Genomic DNA, 24484 nt, shown 5'->3' with positions numbered 1-24484 from the left:
GACAAACAATGACATCAAAGGAGGAATAATTATGTTCGTTCAGCTTAAAACCATCCGTGTAACAGAAGGAAATGCGGAACAGATGATAGAACGCTTTGCCGGGGAGGGAATCATCGAAGAACAACCTGGTTTTATTGATCTGTCTGTCCTCAAAAGAAAGCAGCGCAGAGGAGAAGAAGAGGTGCTTGTTATGATTCGCTGGCAATCAGAAAGCGATTGGAAAGCCTGGGAGACAAGTGACGTTCACCTGGCAGGACACCGTGCGCGCAGAGGGCAGCCATCACCGGAATTTATTCTCGACAGCCGCCAGGATCTTTATGAGGTCATGGGATCAAAGTCTGCAAGAATTCCATCCGTTTAATCGCGATACATAACAGGTTAGTAGCTTCAATTAGGGCTGCGTAATAGCTTTCATCAATCATGTCCATCTATTTTTCGTAAGGGAATCTTTCATCATTTTGCAGAAAGAAATGATAGAGTCCCTTTTTTAACACTAGTAAATGAGAATGATTTTCAACTATAGGTTATAGGTCCAGTAAAGAAGGTGGAGACACAATGATTCAGGCGAAACAGATAGCAAATACTGCCTCTTTTCAGGCATTTATGAATAGCTATGTCAGGGAGGCAGACAATATTGCCTGGCTAACCATTCAGGAGATCCAAACGATCAGTGACATTCCGCTTATTCAACAGGCAAAGTGGCTGAAGGCAGAAGAGTTTTTAATTGAGGTCACTTATTACTCCTTAACGGGCGGGCACACATACGGCAGGGTTTTTCAGCATTCTGTCGGCAGGTGGATTCCTGCAGAGCCTCTTCAGGTCATGATTGCACTTTGTCAGAAGCTGCATGTGCTGACAGGTCGCTGCTCCCATTATGATGATCTGCTGTACAGACTGCTCGACAGTTGGCGGGCGATGGAGCTGACGGTATCAGCTTATATGAAATATCCGTCAGAGTCTCATCCATCGAGGTTTTCATTTATTCAATCGGAACAGAGCATTCCATTCGGTCACTGGATGCATCCGACGCCAAAAAGCAGACAGGGCGTATCGGAATGGCAGTATCCGGCTTATGTTCCTGAAATGAAAAGCTCGTTTCAGCTGTCTTTATTTGCGGTGAACCAGCGTCTCGTTAAACAGGAAACCAGCCGATTACAGACACCTGCTGAACAAATCGCTGTATTGTATCCTGAGCTCAAATTAAACAGCGAAGAAATTCTTTTCCCGTTACATCCTCTGCAGGCAGATTATTTACTGCAGCAGGATTGGGTCAAAAAAGCCATTAATCATGAACAAATGCGCTTTTTGGGAAGGCAGGGACCGGCATTTTATCCAACTTCATCGTTCAGAACGCTGTATCACCCGTCAAGTGACGTGATGATTAAAGGATCGATACCGGTTCAACTGACCAATTCACTCCGTGTGAACAAGCGTCATGAACTGACGGCTGGGGTGATCATGTCCCGTTACATACAAAAAACACGAATTCAGGAGCGTTTTTCCACTTTGTCGTTTATTCATGATCATTCTGCATTGACCGTCCTGTCAGATCAGCAGGAATCCGGTTTTGAATTAATTTTGAGAGATAATCCGTTCCGTCATCAGAAGGGGATTGTATCGCTGGCTTTCCTTGTGCAGAACCCGACAGGTGAAACGGGATATTTGAAAAAGCTGATTCTGTCCCTGCAGGAGCCGGAGGAAGAGCTTGAGCAAACGGCGGAAAAATGGTTTCTATCTTATCTGAATCAGGTCATTTATCCGCTGATCCGTCTGTATGACGAAGAAGGCATTGCACTCGAAGCGCATCAGCAGAATGTGCTCGTTGATATTTCAACGGGGCTTCCGAAAAAAGCTTATTTCCGTGATAATCAGGGCTTTTATTTATCAAACAATAAGCGGAATAAAATGATTTCAGCTTTACCTGAAATGAATCAGCTGCAGGAAGAATTTTTTGATGAAGCAGAGATCGAGCCCCGCTTTACTTACTACTTGTTTATGAATCATTTATTTGCTGTGATCAACCGGTTGGGTAAGGACGGACTGATTACAGAAGAAGCTTTGATCGGGCTCACTGTGGATAAGCTTCATGATTACGCAGCTGCATCCATAGGCTCAGCGAACAGGTGGCTGAAGCATGTGCTTACTGCCCGTGAACTGCCGTTTAAAGCCAATCTGATGACGAGATTGCAGAACATTGATGAGCTGGAGGCGATCGCTGAAAAAGCCGTGTATGCCTACTTACCTAATCCATTTTTAAACGGAGGGATGAGAGATGAATCAGTCAGAAAAACGGGTGATCAGACAGCTGCTCGAAGCGCTGCTTTTTGAAAGACTGATCGCTTATACGTTTGATGACGGGGTTTTTTGTATCAGCTGTCAGGATGGAAGTGAAATGGTCATTCATGGCCGAAAGAGTGCTTTCGGGCGGATTCGTCTTGATATCGGAACGATAAGAGGAGCAAGTGGGAATCTGACATTTAACGAGATATTAGACTTGCTTTCAATCACTGAGCCTTTTAAAGATGAACTCAATAGAACCGCGCATTTTTCAGCAGATTCCCCGATTCTCGATCACAGGCGTATGTTGAACGGTGACCGGCTGGATTCTGCGCTTTCTGAGGGACATCCTTATCATCCCTCTTTTAAATCGAGAATCGGGTTTACACAAAAGGATCACCGCTGTTTTGGACCGGAATATGGTCAGTCATTCCCCGTTATGATTGCGGCATTTCCAAAGGCGTATCTTCAACAGAGCTTTCCTGATGAAAAGACTTTTTTCCTGAAGGAATTTGGCACGCAGGCGGAATACTGGCTCAAGCAATGTCCGGAAGGTTCTGCGTTAATGCCGGTTCATCCCTGGCAGTGGCAGCATTTTGAACACGAGCTTGAGGCTGAGGGAGTGGTACCGATTGGTTTTACGGATGAATATTACTATGCATCCCAATCGGTGCGGACACTATGGCATCCTGATAAAAATCATGTAAAGCTGTCCATGAACATGAAACAGACCTCATCCATGCGAACGATCCAGCCGGAAAATGCGCTGGCAGCTCCACACGTGTCAGGCTGGTTATCTGGAATCGTTGAAAACGATCAGGGTTTGGAGGGTGTGAAAATACTGAAAGAATATGCATCGTGTACATATGAATCTGACCGTTTTAGCGGGGGAGAATTCAGTGCGATCTGGAGAGAGAGTCCTGAGTCGTTCTGCAGCAGAAATGAATCGGTGATACCGATGAATGCACTCGCTGTAGAAGAACAAGGAGACGTATTTGCTGGTCACTGGATCCAGACCTTTGGTGCTGAAGCATGGGTCCGTCAGCTGATCAGATGCTTTGTCATACCCGTTTTACATCTTTTTATCAGACACGGTGTGGCCATTGAGGCGCATGCGCAAAATAGTCTGCTTGTGCTTGAAAACGGCTGGCCAAAGCGAATCATGCTGCGTGATTTTCACGACAGCGTAGAGTATTGTCATCATTTTCTCGCAGATCCGGCTGACTTGCCGGATTTTAAAAGTATTCACCCATCCTTCAACAATTGGGCACTGGATGAATACTATGAAATGTCCTCTCCAGCGTTATTAACCGAGCTGATCACAGATACGTTATTTGTCTATCATCTGAGCGATTTCAGTTATGCACTGGAACGCCATCAGTACTTGAAGGAAGACCGTTTCTGGGAAATCGTCCATGAGGAGATCGTACAATGGCTGGACTGTCATCCTGATTGTCAAAAGAGGATGGATTGTGCAGGGTTACTTAAAAAAGAATGGACAGCTGAATCGCTTCTCGCATCGAAGTGGGGCATTGATCAAACACTCTGCGTACATAATCCGTTTGCAGATCAGAGAGAAAGGTTGATACAACATGTTTCAAGTTGATCAAACGATTTATTCGAAAGCAGATATAGAAAAAAGATTTTCATTTTACGACGAGCTTTCCTGGTTAAATGAATACCGGAGCAGCGGGATTGCTGTAAGGCTCAATGATACTGGAGAGTGGCTGACATTTCTTTTGTATGCAAGAAAACACCAGCTCACCCTGTTGCCGCTTCATAAAGATGAATCATCAGACCGCTCGCGTCTCCTTGCTGACAAAGCGGGTTGTTCAGTGTTGATAGATGGAACGATGGAAGAGGTCCATGTGCTGAATGAAAGTGCCCGGGAGGAAAGACGTGAACTCTATTTTTTCAGTTCCGGCACAACCGGGGAACCGAAGCGGATCAGCAGGTCATGGGAAGAGATCGAAACAGAGCTTACAAGTTATCAACAGGCTTTTCCACTTTCTGAAGAAACACACTCTATCATCGCTTGCCCCGTCACACATGCGTATGGCATGCTTTGCGGTTTCCTGGCGAGCATAGATCGTGGAGCGGCTCCTGTTGTTATTACTAAGCTGAATCCGGGGTATGTGCTATCAACAGTACGTCAGTATCCCCGCAGTATTTTGTATGCAGCACCTGCCTATTTACATGCGATCTGCCGTCTATCGAAGGAACAAATTCCGGCTGTGATGATGTCCGGAACGTCCTTACCTGTTAAATGGCTGAAGCAGATTAAACAAAAATCGATTCATACGCTTCAGCAATACGGTTGTTCAGAAGCAGGATGCGTGTCGATTGCTGAAGACGTGACAGAGCCTGGCCACATCGGCAAAACGCTGCCGCACATACGGATCACTGGAGGTACAGAATCAAACCCTGCTGAAATGATGATTCACCTGAAGGATAAAACCATCCGATCAGGCGATCTCGGATGGCAGGATGCAAATGAGGAGTGGCATTTCACAGCCCGTATGGACGATATGATCAATGTTGCCGGGCGGAATGTGTATCCGTCTGATATTGAGGAAGTACTCCTTCGACATGAACAGGTGGAGGAAGCGGTCGTATTTAAAAAAGTAGACGACTGGAGCGGGGAAAGAGTGTGCGTCTGTATTACAGGTACAAAGCTTGAAGATGATGTGAAAAACTATTGCCGTCCTCTCCTCAGCTCCTATCAGCTGCCAAAGGAGTGGCACTTTGTTGACGCAATTCCAACGCTTCCTAATGGGAAGATCAGCAGAAGACAGTTAGGGGTGATGTTATGAAATCAGCAAAAGAGCTGGAGCAATTGGTCGTGAAGCTGATTGCAGAAACCTTTGAGAGACATCAACCTGAAGAGATTGATGTCATGTCTCATTTGCAGGATGATCTTGATCTGGATTCAGTCATGATGCTGCATCTTATTGTGGAAATGGAGCTCGCGACAGGACTGGAAATCCCGGATGAATCATTAAGTGTGGAAAAGCTTCAAACTGTCCAGTCACTCGTTCAACTCATGGAAGAACGGCAAAGGGAGGGAATGAAGTGATTAAGGTTCACTGTTTTGTCAGCTGCGTATGTGAAGCGATTAAACGTCATCATGAAGCAGATCATCGTCCCTTTTATTTTGGCGTATGGGATGCTGATTTTGCTGTAACGGAAGACTATCAACTCCGTTACCATGCAGACAGCGTCTCACATGATTTCTTTAAAAATTGGTATGAAACACTGTACGGAATCGATATTGTGGAATGGTTTGATCAAACGAAATCAAAGCATGACAACATCCAGGCTTTCCTTCAATTAATTGAGCATAAACCACAGGACCGCAATGTCATGGTGATGCTCGATTTATCAAGAATACCTTCAAGAGAGAATAAATTTCATGAGCCTGAGTTTCCGCATTACGTCATGATTGAAAAAACAGACGATCCTGACAAGTGGATGATGTATGACCCGGATTTCAGATGGGAGGGCGTACTTCCGAAAAATGAAGTGTTGTATGCGATAGAATCACCTATTGCGCAGGGTGGATTCTATTTTGATGCAGGGGGAATTAAGCCTGCTTCAGATGAAGCGGTCCATGCTTACTTCGGCACATGTCTGAAAGAGCATCAAAATCCATTTACAGAGGCTATTAAAAGCATTATCGAAGCCTATTCAACCGGAGATATGCAGGGGAAACGGGAACAATTGAGCGATGCGCTTCACCAGATTCCAGTTCTCACGATTCGAAAATATGCCTATGAGCACGCCTTCGCCTTTTTCAGTAACGCGCTTAATATTTCTGAGGATCAATTTGAGCGTTGGTGTGATGAAATTGAAGAACTGATTCAGGGCTTCCGGGCACTGCATTTCCATTCGATCAAGTACGCCAGAACAGGCTCTGAGAAAATACTTGCAGACCTTTACGCAAGAGTTGATCAGCAGCATAAGCGCGAATACGCTATTAAGCAATCTTTATTAACTTGTTTCAGAGAATGGGAACAACAATCTTCCACCATAAAGGAGTACGCAGGATGAAACTGTCACTTTGTACAATCAGCTATCGTCACCACCTGAGATCACTGCCAAATATCGCATCCTTTGCAGCTGCGAACGGGTTCGACTCTATGGAATTGTGGGGCATTCATGCGAAAAACCTTAATCCGTTCTGCGACCCCTCCACGCTAAATGGAGTCACGATCAGTATGATCAGCGATTACCTGCCACTTGATGGAGAACTGAAGGATTTATACAGAAAAACAGATGAATTAACCATGCTCGCGGACAAATGGAAGACCACGAAAATCCGGACTTTTGCAGGGACAAAGGGAAGTGAATCCGTCACGCAAGCCGAAAGGAAAGAAATCACGAGAAGGCTGAGAGACATTTGTGCCCGGCTCCAGGGAGGACAAAAGCTCCTCGTTGAAACCCATCCCGGCACACTGGCAGATTCACTCGATTCCACTTTAAAACTGATTGAAGAAGTTGGGCATCCGGCCTTCCGAATCAACTTTGATGTCCTTCACGTCTGGGAGTCAGGAGCCAATCCGGTAGAAGCATTTCATCAACTCGAACCATACATTGATCACCTGCATTTAAAAAACATCGCCGACCGATCGCAATTACACGTTTTCAATCCCGCAAACGTCTATGCAGCAGCCGGCAGCCGCGAAGGAATGGTCCCATTATTCGAAGGAGCAGTCAATTACACACAATTCTTCGAACAACTTGGCTCCAAACTCGACTCACTCACAGGAAGCCTCGAATGGTTCGGACCAGACCCTGACACCATTTTAAAACACGACAGCCAACTCATCCAAAACGCAGGAAAACTGATGAGTGTAAAATGAATATAGTCAATCATAAAAAAAGTCTGCCAGGATTAACTGAGGCAGACTTTTTTTATGATTGTATACAGAATTCCTACAGACCACTGCTTTTGGTCAAACACAAAGTTTGAATGAAGAGATACTTTTTATTTTTATATTTCAGTTTTTAAACTACCATTCTCATTTATTAACATGTGGATAACATCATCCGAGGAGAAGTTCTTCATAATCCCGTGGATATGTGCACAAATCCTGTGAATAAAAGGAAACCCGATTTCTGATATGATAAAAGAAAACAATCAGGAGCAAACAGAAATGAAACTAAAGAAAAGAGAAGCAGCTGCACTCAGGATCCGGGAATCCTTCCCGCATTTAACATGCCCGGTCTGTCAGGAAAAGCTTGCCGTCAATGAAACATCCCTCATCTGTGCAAACCGCCATCAGTTTGACATTGCGAAAAATGGCTCTCTCCATTTATTAAAGAAATCAGTCAAAACAAACTATACAAAAGAGCTGTTTCAGGCCAGACGGTATCTGATGGATGAGGTGGGATTTTTTTACCCGGTGACCGATCAGATTGTCCAGTTAGTGCAAAATGAACAAGGATTAAAGATTCTCGATGCCGGATGCGGAGAAGGTACGCATCTGTCGTATATTTTGAGAAAATGTGAAGGGAACGATTTTACAGGAATCGGGATGGACCTGGCGAAGGATGGTATCCAGACAGCGGCAAGCCATGATGAATCAGCATTGTGGATAACCGCTGATCTGGCAAAAGCCCCTGTGGAAAATGATTCGATAGATATCGTATTAAATATTTTATCCCCAGCGAACTATCGTGAATTCAGCAGGTTATTAACAAAAAGAGGCCGGGTTATCAAGGTTGTCCCCAGGACGGGCTATTTAAAAGAACTGCGTCAGCATTACTTTGATGAAGAGTATACAAATGAGGAAACAACGGCAGCCTTTTATGATCAATTTGATGTGGTGGACAAAATCACGGTGCAGCACACTCAACAGCTTGATCATGCTGCTATTGCAGCCCTTGTTAGAATGACGCCGCTCAGCTGGCGTGCAGATCAGGACAAGGTTCAATCATTTCTGGATAAAAAAATGGCGGAAATGACAATCGATGTGGATATTTTAATCGGTGTGAAAAAAGTGGAGCTGGAGGTGTCAGAATGAAAATCGTGATTCGGTTCTTTTTATATGCAATGATTTATTTTATTTTTGCACTCGTGTGGGATCTCCTTTTGGCAGATTCAATCAAGTGGACGGTCAATCTGATTCAGGCGGCATTATTCAGCCTTCTGTTTACGATGCTGCTGTGGAATTTTGAATTGAAAAAACGCAGGAAGGAGAAGCAGTCATGAAGAGCCGGGCGTTTGGCGTTTATGCAGTTGTCTTTGGTTTATTGAGTTTATTTGATCTTATTCAGACTGGTGAAGTCGCTTTTGTAGTAAACCTTATAGCGGCAGCTGTATTTGCACTCGCGTATTACCTTGTTTGGACGAAAATGGGCTGGTTTAAGGGGAAATCTTCGGAATGAATGTGAGATGTGGAGATGGTTCGCAGGATTTTGAGCTGGTTTCGGAGAATGAAGAGGATGGTTCATGAGATTTTGTGATGTGTTCGCAAGATATTCATGCAGGTTCGCACAATCTTACCGTTGTTTCGTAAAATCGGGACCAATGGCTTAATCTGCGATTCTCAAATAGGATGAATTCAAATTATAAGCGTGGCGGGCTATCGTAAGCTAACGACTGTTTTCACCCTGCTATGAAGAGTAATGAAGACGTCTTCAACAGTTGGCATGTGTCTATTGACATTAATCATGCCGCCATCAACAAAAGCCACTAACTTTGACAGCCTGTAAACATTAATTACCTGCCTATCAACCGAAGTGGGTAGGCTATCGACAGCAAGAATCGCTGGATCGACATCAACACGGTTGTGCACAAGTCTGACTCACCGCATAGCCGCGAATGAAATGACCCGGGACGGTTTAAAGAATCTAACAAAAACAAGCAGCCCCCATCAATCAGGATGGGGGCTGCCTGCTGTCACTGGCTTCGCTCCGTCAAGCCGTGTATGGATTGGATAACCGCCTCAAGTTTTGCTTCAATCCGGTGAAGGAGATAAAGCGTGACAATGATCGGAAATCCAACATCACTGATAAGCGTGATCCACTGTTCCACGGGACTTTCCCTCCTTTTAGAAAAAAGCAGCCAGCATCAGCTGACTGCCCCTTTTTGATTACAATGCAAAATCTACAGGTTCAACTCCGCGCGTAAGAACGCGGGCACTTTTGATCCCGACCAGGCTGCCGGATGTGGAGACAAAAGCGTTTTGGTCAATGATCGTCTGCATTGCTGTTTGTACAGCGGCCGGATCGATCGGTTCAGTTGGTCCGTCGACTGAAAGAGATGTCGTGCTGCCTTCAGACGTGATGAAGATAAGCTCTAACGTTTTATCCAAGGGAATTCCTCCTTTCTCTAAATCAATTATTCACCTTACACTTCAAGAATCGAAGCGGTTTCGAGACGGTCGATGTCCAGCAGGTTGTGCTGACTTAATGAAGCAAGTGCAGATCCTGTGTAAAACAGCTGATCAGCAGTTGCGCCAGAACGTACGCGGCTGTATGTTCTGCGTTTGAAAACCGGTTTGCCATCCTTGAAACCTGCGTCAAAAACAAGTCTCAAACGGATATCCATTACGTGTGCGTTTGCCATGTGTATCACCTCCTTTCATGAAACAGATCGCATCAAAGGAGGAAAATAGATACCCTGTTTTCAAAAACTTGACTACGGGTTTTTAGAAAGTCTGTCGCTAAATGGTAGAATACAAGAAAGGCGAACAGGACAGGAGCGGGTAATGTGGCAGAATATGTGGCGGGAATTGACCTTGGGACGACGAGTGTAAAAGTTGTTGTGTTTGATAAGAATGGTCGGGTGATGGCTCAAAATGAAGTGAAAGTAGAAACGATTTTCGGTTCTGATGGTTCAGCTGAACAGAATCCTGAGCAGGTCCGTATGGCAGCCGAAAAAGCATTAAATGATGCGGTTCAGTCAGTGGATGGACCAGTAATAGCTGCCGGATTTTCAAATGCGATGCACGCCATTTTGTGTATAGATGAAGAGGGGAATGCACTGTCAAACGCATGGATCTGGTCGGATCGGAGGGCACATGCGGAGGCAGATGATCTACTAAAAGGAGAGGGACTGAGACTGTTTCAGAAATCAGGTACACCAATTCATCCAATGTCTCCTTTCATCAAATTGCTCTGGATGAAGGGCCATCAATATAAGCCTTATTTGAACGCTGCTAAATACATATCTTTAAAGGAATATATTTTATGGCACTGGTTTGGGACAGATATGGTTGATTTTGCGACAGCGTGTGCAACAGGGCTGATGAATATTGAAGAGAAAACATGGGACGGGGAGCTATTGCAGATTGCAGGGATTCAGGAGGATCAGCTTTTTGACATTGTGTCCCCTGATACAGTACTTGGGCATGTAAGTAAGCAGGTTTCAAAAAAGACCGGAATCCCGGAAACGATATCATTTGTGGTCGGGGCAGCGGATGGACAGCTTGCGACACTTGGAAGCGGCGCGGTCGAACAGGGAGAGATGACGATTTCAGCCGGAACGAGTGCTGCAGTCAGACAATGGACAGAAGGTTTTCAGACTCAGGAAAGTCATTCTGCTTTTTGCTATTTATTCGATCGGCAGTATTCCATTGTTGGCGGGGCTTCAAACAATGGTGGTGTCGTGATCGAATGGCTCAAAAAGACACTGAATGCACCGGAGGATTTCCAGGCGTTTTTAGAAAAGGGCTTTACAGCAGCGCCTGGTTCAAATGGACTTCTGTTCCTTCCTTTCATAAATGGAGAAAGAGCTCCGTTATGGGATGCGCAGGCAAAAGGTGAGTTTGCAGGCTTATCGATTACACATCAGCAGCAAGATTTGATACGTGCTGTTCTTGAAGGAGTCACGCTGAATCTTTATCACATTACAGCAGAACTCGGAAAGTCGGTCCCGCCGGCCCATACGATTTATGTAAATGGGGGATTGGCAAGATCAGATCAATGGCTTCAGTTGGTTGCAGATATTTTCGGTAAAAAGGTGATTGTCACGGAGACGCATCACACAGCTGCATGGGGAGCCGCCTGGACGGCAATGGTTGGTCTGGGCATGCAACATCATTATCAGGAGATCAAATCAACGCTTACTTTTCGGGAACCGGTCCTGCCGGATATGGAACAGCACCGGTTCTATCAGGAGGTTTATAGCAGGTATAAGGAGCGGGTGGCGTTGCGCATGAGGTAAAGGGTTTGCTGTCACAATAAAACCTTTCAATCAGCAAAACCATATCCAAAAAAGGGCCGGGACAGCAGCACTGTCCCGGCCTCGTACGATTATCCGGCGGACACGGTCTCAAGGTCGAGCGCCGGGCCGAAAAATTCATAATGGATCTGATCTGAGGACAGTCCGCAGTCCTGCAATCCACGTATGCCCGCTTCCATGAAAGAAGCCGGTCCGCACACATAGACGAGGCTGTCTTTACGAACAATTTCTTTTAACATCTCCGTATTCAAGTATCCTTCGAAATCACCGGAAAGCCCCTTCTGTTCATAAATAACATAGCTTTCACCTGAAGAGAGCTGGTTCATTGCGTCCTGTACTTCCCGCTCAAACGCACGTACTTCTTCATTTCTTGCTGCATGAATAAAAGTGACGTTTCGTTCACTATTCTGTTCTGCAATAGAAGTCAGCATGCTGAGCATCGGGGTGATTCCAACACCTCCGCTGATCAGTGTGATCGGTGTCCGTTCGTGAATATTTGCATAAAAATCACCTGCCGGCACGCTTACTTCAATAGACTGCCCGACCTCCAATTCTTTGTGTAAATAGGTGGATACTCTGCCGTTAGGCGAATGATCTGCTTCTTTTTTAACTGAGATACGGTAGTAGTCAGGTGTATAAGCGCTTGAAAGACTGTATTGACGATTAAGCAAATAATCTTCATCACTGATCTGCATTCTGACGGAAATATACTGTCCGGGTTCATAGGCAGGAAGAGGCTGTTCATCTTCCGGCTGCAGATAAAATGAGGTGATCAGTGAGCTTTCTTTTTCCTTCTTTACAACGCGGAACGCTTTAAAGTCTTCCCAGCCGCCGTCTTTTGATTCAGCGTCTTTGTACATCTCCTTTTCTACAGAGATAAAAGCATCCGCAATAACTCCGTACGCTTCTGCCCACGCCTGAATAATCTCATCTGTTGCAGCATCACCAAGTACATCTTTAATCGCTTTTAACAGAAACTCTCCAACGATTGGATAGTGATCCGGCTTCACTCCGAGGCTTCGATGCTTATGCGCGATTCTTTTTACTGCAGGAATAATGGCTTCCAACTGATCGATATGGATTGCTGCTGCGTATACTGTATTAGCAAGGGCTGTCTGCTGGCGTCCCTGCTCCTGGTTGGAATGGTTGAAAATGTTTAACAGCTCTGGATGAGCTTCAAAAAGCATTTGATAAAAACGGGTTGTAATATCGGTTCCTTTGACTTCGAGTACCGGGACAGTCGCCTTGATCGTCCGGATTGTCTGTTCAGATAACATCATTTCCACTCCAGTCATTAAAGATATATTTCTAATGCATCTTTATCTTACTCTCTTACTGTTTAAAAGCAATATATCAAATACATCTTTTGAAAAACTGACACAAATAGAGCAGGAAGATGGAAGGAATGGTGTGCGACTTGTATACTGAAATCAGACATAGAAAAGGTGGAAACATATGAAGCTTACGTTATATACCGATTATTCATTGAGGGTGCTAATCTATCTGGGAGCAAAAGAACGGGACGAGTTATCGAATATTCAGCAGATTGCAGATGCCTATTCGATTTCTAAGAATCATTTAATGAAGGTCACTCATGAACTAGGGAAGCTTGGATATATTGAAACGATTCGCGGCCGCAATGGAGGCATCCGGTTGAAGCGGGCGAAGCAGGATATTAATATTGGCAAGGTTGTCAGGGAGACAGAGGATCATTTTAATCTTGTTGAATGCTTTGAACCTGGTGGAGGGAACTGTGTGATTTCTCCTGTGTGTGGACTAAAACATGCTCTTTCAAAAGCGCTTCAGGCTTATCTCTCAGTACTTGACGATTATACACTTGCTGATTTAGTTAAAAATCCAACTGAATTAAATGCGCTCTTTGAGCATTCAACTGATCTCTGACAGGAAAAGGGGTCAGTTTTTATATGCTTCAAGCAATATTTTGCAAAAAACATTTAGTAAGAACATATTTGTTTAAATTGATTTATAATAAGGGTACAGGAAAAAAGTATGATCTTTATATTAGTTATTTAGATACAAAAGGGATGGTGAAAAGTAATGGCAACATATGCAGTGATTGGAGCGGGACCGGGTGTCAGCTATGAAACGGCTCGCAGATTTGGAAAAGAAGGATTTAATCTTGTATTAATGTCACGGTCAGAAGATAAATTGAAAGAACTTGTAACGCAGCTTGAGAACGAGGGGTTTAATGCCACCTATCAAATTGCTGATGCGAATGATTCCGGAACGATTAAGAAAGCGGTTACTTCTTTGGGTCAAATTGATGTACTTCACTATAACGCTTCAGTACTGGTTGAGGCTGATTTGTTATCAGTGGAAGCCGAACAGCTTGAAAAGGAATACCGGATTGATGTGCTCGGTATTATTGAAGCAGTGCAGGGTGCACTGCCGAAACTGAAGCAGTCCTCAAATGCGGCTGTTCTTTTAACAGGTGGAGGACTTGCTTTGAACCCTTCAGCCGGATTGCCGGGTCTGTCACTGGGGAAATCTGCGATGCGTTCACTCGGATTCATGCTCCATGACCGTTTGAAAGAGGAAGATGTCTTTGCAGGAATGATTACGATCAATGGTATGGTTGAGCGCGGAACGGCATTAGATCCAAAAAATGCTGCGGAAGCATTATTTACGTTATATCAAAATCAGGATCAGGTGGAAGTCAAACTTGAATCAGATAAATAAGACATTGAGAGAAGGTACACTATGCTGTCATTAAAGAGAAAAGAAAAAGTGATGTATCAGTCATCTATTCAATATCCTGCGAAAAATGAAATTGTCACAACGATTAAACCTGAACTGAAGGATCGTCTTTATTACATGGGATTCAAAGAAGAGTATTTGAATATACTTAAAGATATCAGTCCGGTCATGACCTCTATTCTTGATCAGGTGCTAGAAACCATACTGGATCATCTGATGAAGAGCCCGGAAATGGCAAGGATCTCAAAGGAATCCTCCACAAGACAGAGACTAAAGGACGTTTTTGCCGATTACTTCAGAACGCTATTATCAGGAAAAATGGATGCTTCCTATTTCGCAATGCGTCAGCGTATGGGTGAAACACACAATCGTTATGGAGTCCCTGTCACATGGTTTCTTGCTACGTATGCTTCTTTCCAGACGTTGCTCGTTCCAAAATTGGTCGAGCATTTTCATCAGGACCCTGAGGGGATGCAACGTGCGATTCTTGCTGTTTCACATGTGATGAATCTGGATTCGCAGCTTGTTGTGGACCACTATATGAATATCAGGTTAAATGAAATTCAAAAAGCTAATGATGAAACACGCCTTCTTCAGACAGAAATTTCTGCCGTCAGTCAGGAGGTGGCAGCATCCGTTGAACAGACGGAGAGAGCCATCCGGGATACGAGTGAGCGGGCATCACAGGTTCTTGAAGCCACCGATCAAACCCAGAAATCGAGTAAGAATCTTGTTGGATTAACACGCGACAACGAACGATTGATGGACGAGCTGGAGGAACAGTTCATTCAGTCATCTATCCGGGTGGGGGAATCTGTATCCGGTATGAGTCATTTGAAGGAAACATCTGAACAGATTATCAATATGACCCGTGGCATCGAGGAGATTGCAGATCAGACCAACCTGCTTGCCCTTAATGCTTCTATTGAAGCGGCCCGTGCAGGTGAGCATGGAAAAGGTTTTGCGGTCGTTGCCAGTGAGGTAAGAAAGCTTGCTGAAAATGCAAAGGCATTAAGCGGTAAAATCAACGGCCTTATCGAAAAGAATAACGAGGGGATCCAGCAGCTTGTATCACAGCTTCAGGATCTGGATCAGAAAAATGATACGTCCAAAGAAACGGTAGTGCGTGTGAAAAACGGTTTAACTACTTTTAAAACGGAAATGGAAAATTATCTTGATATGTTCGGACGCAATAAGCAGGATCTTGATAAGATTGTTTCATCTATTCAGGAGATCAGCCAGACGACAGCAGGACTTTCGAATGCTACTCATAACCTGCTTCAAAAAGCAGAACAAATCTAAACAGCTAAACCGGCGACTCTCAGGAATCGCTGGTTTTTTTGTCTTTTTAAAGCACACCTGAGAACGCACTTTTACATAAAGAGGCTTTAACCGGGTATATAAGAATAAAACAACTGAAGGAGTGTCTGTACATGGATAAGAGACGACCGGTCGTTGCGCTGACAGGGGCAACGGGCTACATAGGGGGAAATCTGCTGAATCAGATTCAGGAAAAAGCAGATGTCATTGCCTTATCAAGAAGTGCTGATGATAAAGAAAACACAGAGCATGTGACGTGGCGCTCCTGCGATTTCTTTTCGCTGAAGGATGCTGAAAAAGCACTTGAAGGCGCCGACTTTGCTATCTACCTGATTCATTCCATGAAACCCTCTGCAAAACTGACCCAGGCAAGCTTTGAGGATATGGACGTTATATTAGCCGATAATTTTGCACGCGCAGCGAAAAAGCAGGGAATCAAGCAGATCATTTACTTAAGCGGAATTATTCCGGAGGGTGAAAAAAAGCTGAGCCGTCATCTGAAAAGCCGTCTTGAGGTTGAAAAGGTGCTGAAAGCTTACGGAACCCCCGTTACGACTATCCGGGCAGGCTTAATTGTCGGACCAAGCGGTTCCTCCTTTCCTATCCTGGCAAAGCTGGCAAAAAGACTTCCTTTTATGCTTTTACCTAAATGGACCCGAACGAAAACACATCCTATTGCTTTAAAGGATGTGCTGCACTCGTTAAGAAAAACAGTTGGGAATAAAGAGGTTGAGCATCAGTCGATTGACGTAGGTGGTCCGGAGGTTATGAGTTATAAGGAGATGATGATCAAGACAGCTGAAGTCATGGGAAGATCTCCGAAGGTGGTTGATGTCCCGCTGATGACTGTTCAATTATCGAGACTGTGGGTCATGCTTGTAACAGGTGCACCAAAAGAAATGGTTTATCCGCTGGTTGAAAGTCTGGAGCATCCGATGGTAGCGAAAAACAAAGTAGAAGGAATCAGTGACGGAAAGATCCCCTTTAAAGAAGCTGCGAAAACAGCCCTTGAGGAACAGGAAAATGACTCTAACATGCCTGCGTATCTGAAGCCTAATCCGACGGGAAAAGATGTGCGTTCCGTTCAGAGGGTCATGCTGCCAAAAGGGAAAAATGCTTTATGGGCGGGAGAGGAGTATCTGAAATGGCTCGCTACATTAGCGAAGCCTTTACTCTGGACGGATATAGATAATCAGAAAAGAGGGAGGATTCATCTGATTTCAAAAAATAATCCTCTGCTTGAACTGACTTTTTCTCCTGATGAAAGTGATGAATTCAGATCTCTCTACAGAATCACAGGAGGCGCATTTGCCTCTATTAAAGAGAACAGCAGGGGCAGAATTGAATTCAGGCAAATCCCCGATACCCAGGAGTGCATCATTGCCATCCATGAATACGAACCCGCTCTGCCCTGGTTTATTTACAGATATACACAAGCCAATGTGCACTTGCTCGTGATGTATTTATTTAAAAAGTATCTGGAGCATTTGATGAAAAATGATCAGCATGAGGAGCAGGCCGGCGATCGAAAAGAGATTGCCGAAGCATAAAGAGGTGAGAAGCAATGAAAGGAAAATGGAAAGTCATTTTACTGGTGATCTCGATCTTTTTCTTCTTTTTATTTGCCGTCAGTCTGTTAATGACTGCAAGTGCAGAAGGGTCGATAACAGGGTACCCGTTTGAACGGAATATCCTCTTGAGTATGGCTCTTTTATTTATGGTATTGTATATTGCTGCGAGGTTCAGGCGGAGGGAGTAAGTACAGGTGAACCACTATTTAAACACAAAAATGACCGGCTTTGACCGGTCATTTTTGTGTTTAAATCGCTGTGATTCTTTCGGCTGCTTTCATGGCACCGATAATATTGCGTGAAGAGGGTCCAAGTTCCAGCTCTGCCAGTGGTCCTGAAACGTATAGATGATCACACCAGGAAAGGTTTTCTTTTACGACAGGAAAACCGCAATGTGCGCACTTCAGTTTTTCGTCACGGATAAGAGCGTTGAGCCACGGTGTATCCATCAGTTCGTGCGAAAAACCTGTAGCAAAATAGATCGTTTTAACTTCGAGCAGATTACCGCTTTTCTGATGCAGCGTAAAAGTGCCGTTTTTATAAGTAAAGGACTCTGTTTCATCGAGCAACAATTGATAAGACTGTTCTTTTTGCAGCCAGTGCAGGCGATTTTGAAGGTCTGACGGGATGGATCCGCGGTGTCTGGCCTGCGTAATGGTATCGCGCCTCACGCGATAATCGTTCAGCTTTTTAAAGCCTTCCATATATTTCGGACCCAGCCAGCCGGGGTCACTATCAAAAGCATGCACACGATAAGGGTGCCGTGTAAGCTGAGTTACTTGTCCGGGAAACTCTTTGGAAAGCCGGGTGACGAGATGAGCCGCGCTAATGCCGCCTCCGATGACAACGAATGGACCTTCAGAAGGCGGAACCGCTTCAAAAACATGGCTGACCTGAGAAGGAGCCTTCTCTTTCGCTTTATGACCCCAGTCAGGCAGATGCAATTTCCTGTTTGGTCCGGTCGCGATGACAAGATTCTCACTTTCAAAGACAGTCTGATCTTTCAATGTGATCAGCCATGCCTGATTCTTTCTCGTCACTTTTTCAGCCATTCCCTGATACCAGCAATCCATTAAAGTGGTCTCGCTGAACAAACGGTCGCTATGCTCATTAAACAAATACAGGGAAGGCCGGCTGTAGGCACCGTAAAAATCCGTCTCTGTTCCATACTTTTTACCATAGGCTTTTAAACTGAACGGATCAGTGTCCAGATGATGAACACCAGGTGAACGGAGATAAGGCATATCAATAAATCCTGTCCGCTTTTTCCATTCTGCTAAAGGTTCAGCATTCGGATCAATGATTCTGATCTGATCAGGCGTGACCTTTTTCTTTTTTATTAAATGAGATGCGATTGTACTTCCGTGTATCCCGCCACCGAGAATGATCCACTTTAACATAGCTGGCATTCCTTCCTACATTGTAAATAAAAAATACTGCTTCTTATGCTGATCAGACTCGCCATAGAGCTGTTTCATGGCCGGAGTGCGATCCTGCCATTTCACATTCTCCAGTTTGCGCCTCAGCTGAAAGTCAATATCAGATTCAATGACCCGCATTCGACGGATCACCTCTCCGAAGGACAGATTGAAATGCTGCGCTGCTTTTTGATGCGGCGCCTGTTCAACGAGTTTCTGCAAAAATTCATCAGCTGTCTCGCAGTTTGCAGCAAGCTCATCTTCAAGCTCCACTACATACTGATACAATGCTCTTTTTTCTTCAGGCAGAGAACGGATAACTTCTCTTGCCAATATCTCCATAAGATGAGTGTTCAATCAGATCCGCTCCTTACCAGCTGGACTTCTTAACTCCAGGAACCTGCCCCTTATGTGCATACTCGCGGAAAGCAATACGGGACATTTTGAATTTTCTCATGTATCCGCGTGGACGACCTGTCACTTCACAGCGGTTTTTCAAACGGGAAGGTGCCGAATCGCGAGGTAATTTAGCCAGTGCAGCATAATCCCCTTTTTCCTTCAGTTCACGACGTAGCTCCGCGTACTTTTCCACCATAGCCTGACGCTTCTTCTCTTTTACAACTTTTGATTTCTTAGCCATCTATTTTAATCTCCTTTATTAAATCGTAATGGTTACGTTTTATGTTCATAAGTAAATCACATTTAAAAAAAGAATGCAAGAGGGAGATAGAAGCGTGTAGAGGAGAGCCAGTCCCTGACCTCTGGGACAGGCCCTCCTCTACAGTGATCAATCCAGATATTGTTGTAAGAGTTCGGACTGTTTTTCAGTTGTTCTGTGATAAAGAGTGGAGGTTTCATCTGATATTTCCAGCCTGCCGTTTTGAGACCAGATGTTATAGGTTGTTGTGTGCCCTTTCTTTTGAATGAGGATGGAATGAGAGTGGGGCTCTGCCCAGCTGATGGCCTGGTTTTCCCATTCAATGGCTTCAAGAATACGTTGAACAGTAAGGATGTCCTGTTCATCTTTCAGAACGGTTAATTCACGGCCGTGATCAATCGTGATTTGGTCGGCGGGTTCAGTTTCATTGGAGCAGGCAGTCAGTATAAGAAATAGAAAGGGTATGAGGAATTTTTTCATGGAATAGCCTCCTTTGATTGATTGGACGTTTGATGTAGGAAGAGGTTCCATAGGTAGTATTGTTGCGATGCAATTCTGTTTTGAAAGGATACAAATAAATTTTTAAAAAGTACATAAAAAATCCGGAACAGAATAATAAAAAATTGAATCGATTGAATAACTCTGCAGAACATGACATATCCAGCAGCCCTTTCCAACACAAAAAGAGAGCGGATCTCTCCACTCTCTCCCAATCAATCCTCGTGCTTCATAAACAGTGCCATATAGGCAAATAAGATAAAGCTCAGCAGCAGCGTAACCCCTCCGCCGATATAAACGATAAAGTAAAACGGCTGAGGTACATTGAAGATTTCTAAAATAAAGCCCGATGTTAAGCCAATTGTTCCAATAATGGCCGTATACACATGCACAGTGGCAACCTTAACTGAAACAGGCTTAAAGATCCGGTAATAGACCGCCCATGCAAACAAAGAAAGCCAGCCGACAACCAGAATATGCGCATGAGCTGCGCGGAAATTATAATCATATGAACCCGCCATATGACCGCCAATCCCTGCTCCAATCGCGCCAAAGATCGCTGCAGTTCTGAGCAGTAACATACTATGCTTTTTATGCATTCACATTCGCCCCTCTTTTTTAAAAGCTTACTCCCTTATTTTAGCGGTCAGACAGATACCGTGCAAAGCATCCCTGTGACGAAAGAGGGAACGATTGTTGCAGGATCTCATCTGTAGTCATGATCGTCAGTTCCTTAAGTGACCAATTGTTTAATAATAAAGAGAAAATGATTTCTGTTCCAATGAAGTATCCGATTCTGGGATACTCTGCATTAGGATGTTTTAAAAAATATTGACGCATAAGATCTTCGTTTAAAATGGAGTTGAAGTCTTCTTGAAAAGACCATTCATAAGAAGAACAATTTTTAACTTCTTGCTCAGACATCATTAGGATTTCAGCTAACGTTCTGTACGAAATAACCCGTTTATTTAGAATCAGAGGGGTTAAGACAGCGAGGCCTTCTGCAATCATTAAGTCAATGACACGAAAGGATTGATGTTCAGAAAGAGTATGAAATCTAACCATATGATTAAATTCATGAGGGATTAAGATTGATAAATCGGCATCCTCCAATCGTTCCAGTCCGAGATAAATGAATGGATAGTCTGATGGCGGAGCTGCTCCGTCACTGTGACCCAGGCCAACAATACAGAACAAAGACGCCTCTTGATAAAACGCAAAAAAGTCCCGGCATGATTGAATGAGTGGACGAAGATCAGTTTGATTAAGCTTATCCTGCACTTTCTTTGCACGAGCGTTTATTTCCTTCCAATCAATCCCCTCAATCATAGGGTAAAGCTGTTGAAGGTCTGATTGATAAAGGTATGTGAACAGAGAATCAAAAACAGTAGCGTATTTTTTATAGTATTGTAGCCAGTTATTCTGATTGATCACATTATGCTGAAAATCCTCGTATCCGTTAATGATTTTCATTTTATCCTCCAAATGTGGGGACGGAGCGGGCGTTCTTTTATGTAAAAAGGAACGGGCGCTCCGTCCCCTTGTTTTTGATATAATAGTAAGAATAGTATGACATATCCATCTATTAAAATCTAAATCATAAGGAGATTGTTATGTACTTAAACATGTTTGAAGAAGTTGTAAGGGTGATGCACCGGGATTATTCAGGTTTTCTGGATAAGCAGGGGTGGGATCAGCCGGATAGATTTAAAGCTGAAATTGATGCGCTTGATCCGGCAGATCCGGAATCAAGGTCTGAGTTTGTGAGGTTGGTAAAAGACTATTTACTGGATTTCAGGGATAGACATGTTTCCTTTAGTGCTGCTGATCAGCAAGGTACTCGATCTGAGTGGCCGGGGTTTAGAGTGAGAAGACACCAGGCGTTCTTATACATAACAGAATCAGAAGACACGAGATTTAATAGAGGAGATAAAATCATTGCACTGGATGGTAAAAGCATTCCCGAGACAGAAAAAGCTTACGCCAGAAAGCTTTATCAGGAGAAGGAAGAGCGTCAGGACTGGAATCTGGTTATGAATGAAGTGAATGAAGTGGAGATTGAAAACCATTTAGGTGAACTGGTGGTTTATCCAATTAAAAATCAAAGTAAACCGGCTTATGTTCCTGAATATTCCTCGAAGGAAATTGAACCCGGTATTCATCTGATCAAACTGACGGATTTCGGGAATCCGGATGCCGTTTATAAGTTATTTAAAGAACATGAGGAGCATTACAAAGTCGCTCGTACATTGATATTTGATGTTCGGATCAATTACGGTGGAAGTGATGCAACCTATTATCCTTTTATTCCATTTATTTTTGGTGCAGAGGAAGTGGATCCGTATGAAGTGAGTCCTGACATGCTTTTTAATTGTTCCGAAAACACAGCAGAGAGACAGTTGGCGGAATTAAAGCAGATGCATGACGCGATCGAAGAAAAAGAGACGCGAAAGATCCTGAAATTTCTTGAACAGCAGTGGCATCAGAAAAAGGGAACTGGATTTCAGCGCTTTCCATTTGAAGAAGTGATGCCGATGCAAAAGCTGAGTGGCTATCAAAAGCCGGAGCAGGTGTTTATTTTATCCGATATCTATTGTGGAAGCTCAGGTGATTCTTTTGTGGAAACGAGTAAATGGTCAGAAAAAGTAACCGTGATCGGTCGTTCGACTATGGGGATTAACGACTACAGCAACGTAGTTTCACTTCATTTAGGCAACGGGTTTGTGCTCGGCTATCCTACCTCAAAACTCGTGTATAAAAATCCCGAGCATTATCAGACCGGACGTGGGATCGAACCTGACATTTATGTTGAGTGGACACCGGAGCATCTGGAGAGAGATGTGGATTTGGAGATGGTGTTGGATAGGGTGAAAAGTAAGAGCCGGTCATGAAAATCGGGTTTCATGGGGGACGGAGCGGGTGTTCTTTTTTACAAAAAAGAACACCCGCTCCGCCCCCCATTTGCACTATCTGCCCAAATTAATGCTTTTTTCCTGACTTTTAAAAAGAGTGATCCATTAAAAATCCCGCCCCGTTTTCCCCACGTGATGTTTTTTAAGTCCTTTTGAAAGGAGGTGAAAGACAGCGTGCGTAAATGGGTAGTGACATTTTCAATGATGACAGGATTATTAATGGTTCCTGGTGCGGCTTCTGCTGAAGGACTGTTGTCGTCTGTGACGAACAGTTTGAGCGGGCAGGAGGAACAGTCTGAAGAGCAAAAAGAGACGTCTTCTTTGCTTGGGGACACGGTTTCTTCTGTCGTTGAAACAGTGGATGAAACAGTTGATCCAGTCGTGAAAACAGTGGAAGAAACGCTGCCTGATGTAAAGGTGGATGCCGGTGTGGCTGAAGTGGATACATCAGAAGGAATCAACGTAGAAACACCTGTGGCCGATGCTTCTGTTTCTTCTGACGAGGGTATTAATGTTGAATCCTCTGTAGCGGACGTAAATGTCTCAGCTGAAGAGGGAGTAAATATTGATACGTCAGTAGCAGATGCTTCTGTATCTACTGATCTTGAAGTGAAAGCTGAGACACCAGTTGCGGATGCCAATGTTTCTTTAAATGAAGGAGTCGAAGTTGATACTTCTATTGCTGACGCCAACGTTTCACTTGATGAAGGTGTAAAGGTTGAAACGCCTGTAGCAGATGCAAATGTATCGCTTAATGAGGGAATCAAGGTTTCGACTCCTGTAGCAGAAGCCAATGTTTCTGTAGAAGATAACATTGAGATAGAAACGCCTGTAGCAGATGTGGAGGTAGTTGAGGAATCTTCTGCTGAAGCCGCTCCTGCAGAGGAAGCAACTGCTCCAGTTCTTCAAAATGATCGTGCAGGCAGTCCTGCCACAGAAGAAAATAATAGTAGTAATGTTGAAATACAAAATGAACAAAACATAACACCGGAAGTGAAAACTGAGCCTGTGCAAGCAGCACCAGCTCCAGTTGAACGACCAGCTGTGATCGATACAGGTTTTACAAGCGAAAATGATTTCGTTGAGGAACCGGTGACACAGCAGGAAAACAATGATGTGCGTTCAGAAAACCCTGATCAACCTTCAAACTTTACAATGCCGAAACAGGCAACCGTTACAGCTTCTCCGACATTTAGCGGAGGTGGAGCTTCTTCCGGTCCTGCAAATGCAGTGGGAGGATCAGCACCGTTTGTAGCTGGTGTATTGTTTGATCAGACGTTATTAGCGGAGGATGTGCAGGTATCTGCTTATTCAAGCGAACGTTTGTTATTTGATCAATGGCTGAACGCACCGCCGTCTCAACCACCGAAATCTTCTTCTTTTTTCGCAGATAGTATTTAAAAAAACGAAAAAAGAAGGAGAGAATAAAATCATGAAAAATACAGTTAAAGCATTTACAATCGCAGGAACCGTTGCATTTGGACTTTTAGTTGGAGGTCAGGCTGGACAGGCTGAAGACCGTGATAGCCTTTTAGGAGGCAATCTGCTTGATGATATCTCGATCATCGAATCTGAAGAGGGCTCTGGTTCTCTATCCATTTTAAATGATCTTGGTCTGACAGGATCTGCAGATGAAGAAAATGAGGAAGTCAATGCAGGAGGAACAGCTGAAACAGACGTGAACCTTGATGCTGAAACATCCGGCGAGGATGAAAATGTCTCAACAGATGCAGACGTTTCAAACGATGTAAATACAGATGTAACTGTAAATGAAGATGAAGTACAAGCTGAAGCAGATGCACAAACAGACGCATCAGTAGGTGTAACAGCTGAAGGTGAAGAAGAAAGTGCAGAAGTAACAGCAGATGCTTCAAATGATGTGAACACAGACGTAGTGGTAAACGAAGATGAAGTACAAGCTG

General features: G+C 44.1%; 29 protein-coding genes. 19 read left to right on the top strand and 10 right to left on the bottom strand.

Translation table 11 applies throughout. From position 1 onward, the window contains the following. The first annotated feature begins 31 nt into the window (after nt 1-31). The 10 genes from E2491_RS07235 (at nt 32) to E2491_RS07190 (ending at nt 8667) form a co-directional block, all read left to right on the top strand. The gene (locus E2491_RS07235) at nt 32-361 is read left to right on the top strand and encodes an antibiotic biosynthesis monooxygenase (protein WP_134374455.1); all 330 of its coding nucleotides are present in this window, start codon (nt 32-34) and stop codon (nt 359-361) included. Nucleotides 362-555: 194 nt separating this feature from the next. Then, nucleotides 556-2328, top strand: coding sequence for an IucA/IucC family protein (locus E2491_RS07230; RefSeq protein WP_134374453.1), 1773 nt, complete (start codon nt 556-558; stop codon nt 2326-2328). After that, entirely contained in the window at nt 2273-3883 is a 1611-nt protein-coding gene (locus E2491_RS07225) for an IucA/IucC family protein (RefSeq protein ID WP_134374451.1), read from the top strand. The genes E2491_RS07230 and E2491_RS07225 overlap by 56 nt, the downstream gene beginning before the upstream one ends. Next, nucleotides 3870-5090, top strand: coding sequence for an AMP-binding protein (locus E2491_RS07220; protein ID WP_134374449.1), 1221 nt, complete (start codon nt 3870-3872; stop codon nt 5088-5090). Before E2491_RS07225 ends, E2491_RS07220 begins: the two co-directional genes overlap by 14 nt. Beyond that, entirely contained in the window at nt 5087-5353 is a 267-nt protein-coding gene (locus tag E2491_RS07215) for an acyl carrier protein (RefSeq protein ID WP_134374447.1), read from the top strand. The genes E2491_RS07220 and E2491_RS07215 overlap by 4 nt, the downstream gene beginning before the upstream one ends. Continuing rightward, nucleotides 5350-6327, top strand: a complete 978-nt coding sequence (locus E2491_RS07210) for a DUF6005 family protein (RefSeq protein WP_134374445.1) — start codon at nt 5350-5352, stop codon at nt 6325-6327. The genes E2491_RS07215 and E2491_RS07210 overlap by 4 nt, the downstream gene beginning before the upstream one ends. Continuing rightward, nucleotides 6324-7139 (top strand): sugar phosphate isomerase/epimerase family protein, encoded by an 816-nt coding sequence (locus E2491_RS07205; RefSeq protein ID WP_134374443.1) that lies wholly within the window; start codon nt 6324-6326, stop codon nt 7137-7139. Before E2491_RS07210 ends, E2491_RS07205 begins: the two co-directional genes overlap by 4 nt. A 294-nt stretch (nt 7140-7433) precedes the next feature. Further along, entirely contained in the window at nt 7434-8303 is an 870-nt protein-coding gene (locus E2491_RS07200) for a putative RNA methyltransferase (protein ID WP_166805818.1), read from the top strand. Then, the gene (locus tag E2491_RS07195; protein WP_134374439.1) at nt 8300-8491 is read left to right on the top strand and encodes a hypothetical protein; all 192 of its coding nucleotides are present in this window, start codon (nt 8300-8302) and stop codon (nt 8489-8491) included. The genes E2491_RS07200 and E2491_RS07195 overlap by 4 nt, the downstream gene beginning before the upstream one ends. After that, on the top strand, nt 8488-8667 hold the full coding sequence (locus E2491_RS07190) for a hypothetical protein (RefSeq protein WP_134374437.1): 180 nt from the start codon (nt 8488-8490) through the stop codon (nt 8665-8667). Before E2491_RS07195 ends, E2491_RS07190 begins: the two co-directional genes overlap by 4 nt. 514 nt (nt 8668-9181) lie before the next feature. Here the strand turns inward: E2491_RS07190 and E2491_RS07185 are convergent. From E2491_RS07185 to E2491_RS07175, 3 genes are read right to left on the bottom strand one after another with little or no spacing between them, the layout of a single operon-like run. Further along, nucleotides 9182-9316 carry a YvrJ family protein gene (locus E2491_RS07185; RefSeq protein ID WP_134374435.1) on the bottom strand — a complete coding sequence of 45 codons (135 nt, stop codon included), beginning with the start codon at nt 9314-9316 and terminating at the stop codon, nt 9182-9184. Between the two features lie 58 nt (nt 9317-9374). After that, nucleotides 9375-9596 (bottom strand): DUF2922 domain-containing protein, encoded by a 222-nt coding sequence (locus tag E2491_RS07180; RefSeq protein ID WP_134374433.1) that lies wholly within the window; start codon nt 9594-9596, stop codon nt 9375-9377. A 35-nt stretch (nt 9597-9631) separates the two neighbouring features. Further along, complete coding sequence (locus E2491_RS07175) at nt 9632-9850, bottom strand: DUF1659 domain-containing protein (RefSeq protein WP_134374431.1); 219 nt, start codon at nt 9848-9850, stop codon at nt 9632-9634. 144 nt (nt 9851-9994) lie between these two features. Between E2491_RS07175 and E2491_RS07170 the strand changes: the two genes are divergently transcribed. Further along, on the top strand, nt 9995-11449 hold the full coding sequence (locus tag E2491_RS07170; protein ID WP_134374429.1) for a gluconokinase: 1455 nt from the start codon (nt 9995-9997) through the stop codon (nt 11447-11449). A gap of 89 nt (nt 11450-11538) precedes the next feature. Here the strand turns inward: E2491_RS07170 and hmpA are convergent, their stop codons facing one another. Further along, entirely contained in the window at nt 11539-12744 is a 1206-nt protein-coding gene (gene hmpA, locus E2491_RS07165; protein ID WP_134374465.1) for an NO-inducible flavohemoprotein, read from the bottom strand. A gap of 178 nt (nt 12745-12922) precedes the next feature. Between hmpA and E2491_RS07160 the strand changes: the two genes are divergently transcribed. From E2491_RS07160 to E2491_RS07140, 5 genes are all read left to right on the top strand, one after another. Then, nucleotides 12923-13369, top strand: a complete 447-nt coding sequence (locus E2491_RS07160) for an Rrf2 family transcriptional regulator (protein WP_134374427.1) — start codon at nt 12923-12925, stop codon at nt 13367-13369. Nucleotides 13370-13525: 156 nt separating this feature from the next. Then, nucleotides 13526-14167 carry an SDR family oxidoreductase gene (locus E2491_RS07155; RefSeq protein ID WP_134374425.1) on the top strand — a complete coding sequence of 214 codons (642 nt, stop codon included), beginning with the start codon at nt 13526-13528 and terminating at the stop codon, nt 14165-14167. 21 nt (nt 14168-14188) lie between these two features. Continuing rightward, nucleotides 14189-15487, top strand: a complete 1299-nt coding sequence (locus tag E2491_RS07150) for a globin-coupled sensor protein (protein ID WP_134374423.1) — start codon at nt 14189-14191, stop codon at nt 15485-15487. A gap of 131 nt (nt 15488-15618) precedes the next feature. Next, on the top strand, nt 15619-17055 hold the full coding sequence (locus E2491_RS07145; protein ID WP_134374421.1) for an NAD(P)H-binding protein: 1437 nt from the start codon (nt 15619-15621) through the stop codon (nt 17053-17055). A 14-nt stretch (nt 17056-17069) separates the two neighbouring features. After that, nucleotides 17070-17264 carry a hypothetical protein gene (locus tag E2491_RS07140; protein WP_134374419.1) on the top strand — a complete coding sequence of 65 codons (195 nt, stop codon included), beginning with the start codon at nt 17070-17072 and terminating at the stop codon, nt 17262-17264. Nucleotides 17265-17324: 60 nt separating this feature from the next. Here E2491_RS07140 and E2491_RS07135 read toward each other — a convergent pair whose 3' ends face one another. From E2491_RS07135 to E2491_RS07110, 6 genes are all read right to left on the bottom strand, one after another. Continuing rightward, complete coding sequence (locus E2491_RS07135) at nt 17325-18476, bottom strand: Rossmann-fold NAD(P)-binding domain-containing protein (RefSeq protein WP_166805817.1); 1152 nt, start codon at nt 18474-18476, stop codon at nt 17325-17327. A gap of 15 nt (nt 18477-18491) precedes the next feature. After that, nucleotides 18492-18851: a hypothetical protein gene (locus E2491_RS07130; protein WP_134374415.1), complete on the bottom strand. Its 360-nt coding sequence runs from the start codon at nt 18849-18851 to the stop codon at nt 18492-18494. A 13-nt stretch (nt 18852-18864) separates the two neighbouring features. Beyond that, nucleotides 18865-19134, bottom strand: a complete 270-nt coding sequence (gene rpsN / locus E2491_RS07125; protein WP_134374413.1) for a 30S ribosomal protein S14 — start codon at nt 19132-19134, stop codon at nt 18865-18867. A 147-nt stretch (nt 19135-19281) separates the two neighbouring features. Further along, complete coding sequence (locus E2491_RS07120; RefSeq protein WP_134374411.1) at nt 19282-19632, bottom strand: hypothetical protein; 351 nt, start codon at nt 19630-19632, stop codon at nt 19282-19284. A gap of 233 nt (nt 19633-19865) precedes the next feature. Continuing rightward, on the bottom strand, nt 19866-20249 hold the full coding sequence (locus tag E2491_RS07115; RefSeq protein WP_134374409.1) for a hypothetical protein: 384 nt from the start codon (nt 20247-20249) through the stop codon (nt 19866-19868). Between the two features lie 40 nt (nt 20250-20289). Next, the gene (locus E2491_RS07110) at nt 20290-21123 is read right to left on the bottom strand and encodes a DUF2268 domain-containing putative Zn-dependent protease (RefSeq protein WP_134374407.1); all 834 of its coding nucleotides are present in this window, start codon (nt 21121-21123) and stop codon (nt 20290-20292) included. Between the two features lie 140 nt (nt 21124-21263). On the opposite strand from E2491_RS07110, the gene E2491_RS07105 reads away from it, so the two are divergent. The 3 genes from E2491_RS07105 to E2491_RS07095 all read left to right on the top strand — a co-directional run. After that, nucleotides 21264-22541 (top strand): S41 family peptidase, encoded by a 1278-nt coding sequence (locus tag E2491_RS07105; protein WP_134374405.1) that lies wholly within the window; start codon nt 21264-21266, stop codon nt 22539-22541. 195 nt (nt 22542-22736) lie between these two features. Beyond that, nucleotides 22737-23963, top strand: a complete 1227-nt coding sequence (locus tag E2491_RS07100) for a hypothetical protein (protein ID WP_134374403.1) — start codon at nt 22737-22739, stop codon at nt 23961-23963. 31 nt (nt 23964-23994) lie between these two features. Continuing rightward, nucleotides 23995-24484, top strand: a 490-nt coding sequence (locus E2491_RS07095) for a hypothetical protein (protein WP_134374401.1), incomplete at its 3' end; no start/stop codon positions are given.

This window comes from Jeotgalibacillus sp. R-1-5s-1 (genome assembly GCF_004405105.1).
GTDB lineage: Bacteria > Bacillota > Bacilli > Bacillales > Jeotgalibacillaceae > Jeotgalibacillus.
The sequence above is the reverse complement of the archived record's forward strand: the minus strand, read 5'-3'. Positions and strand labels throughout refer to the sequence as shown.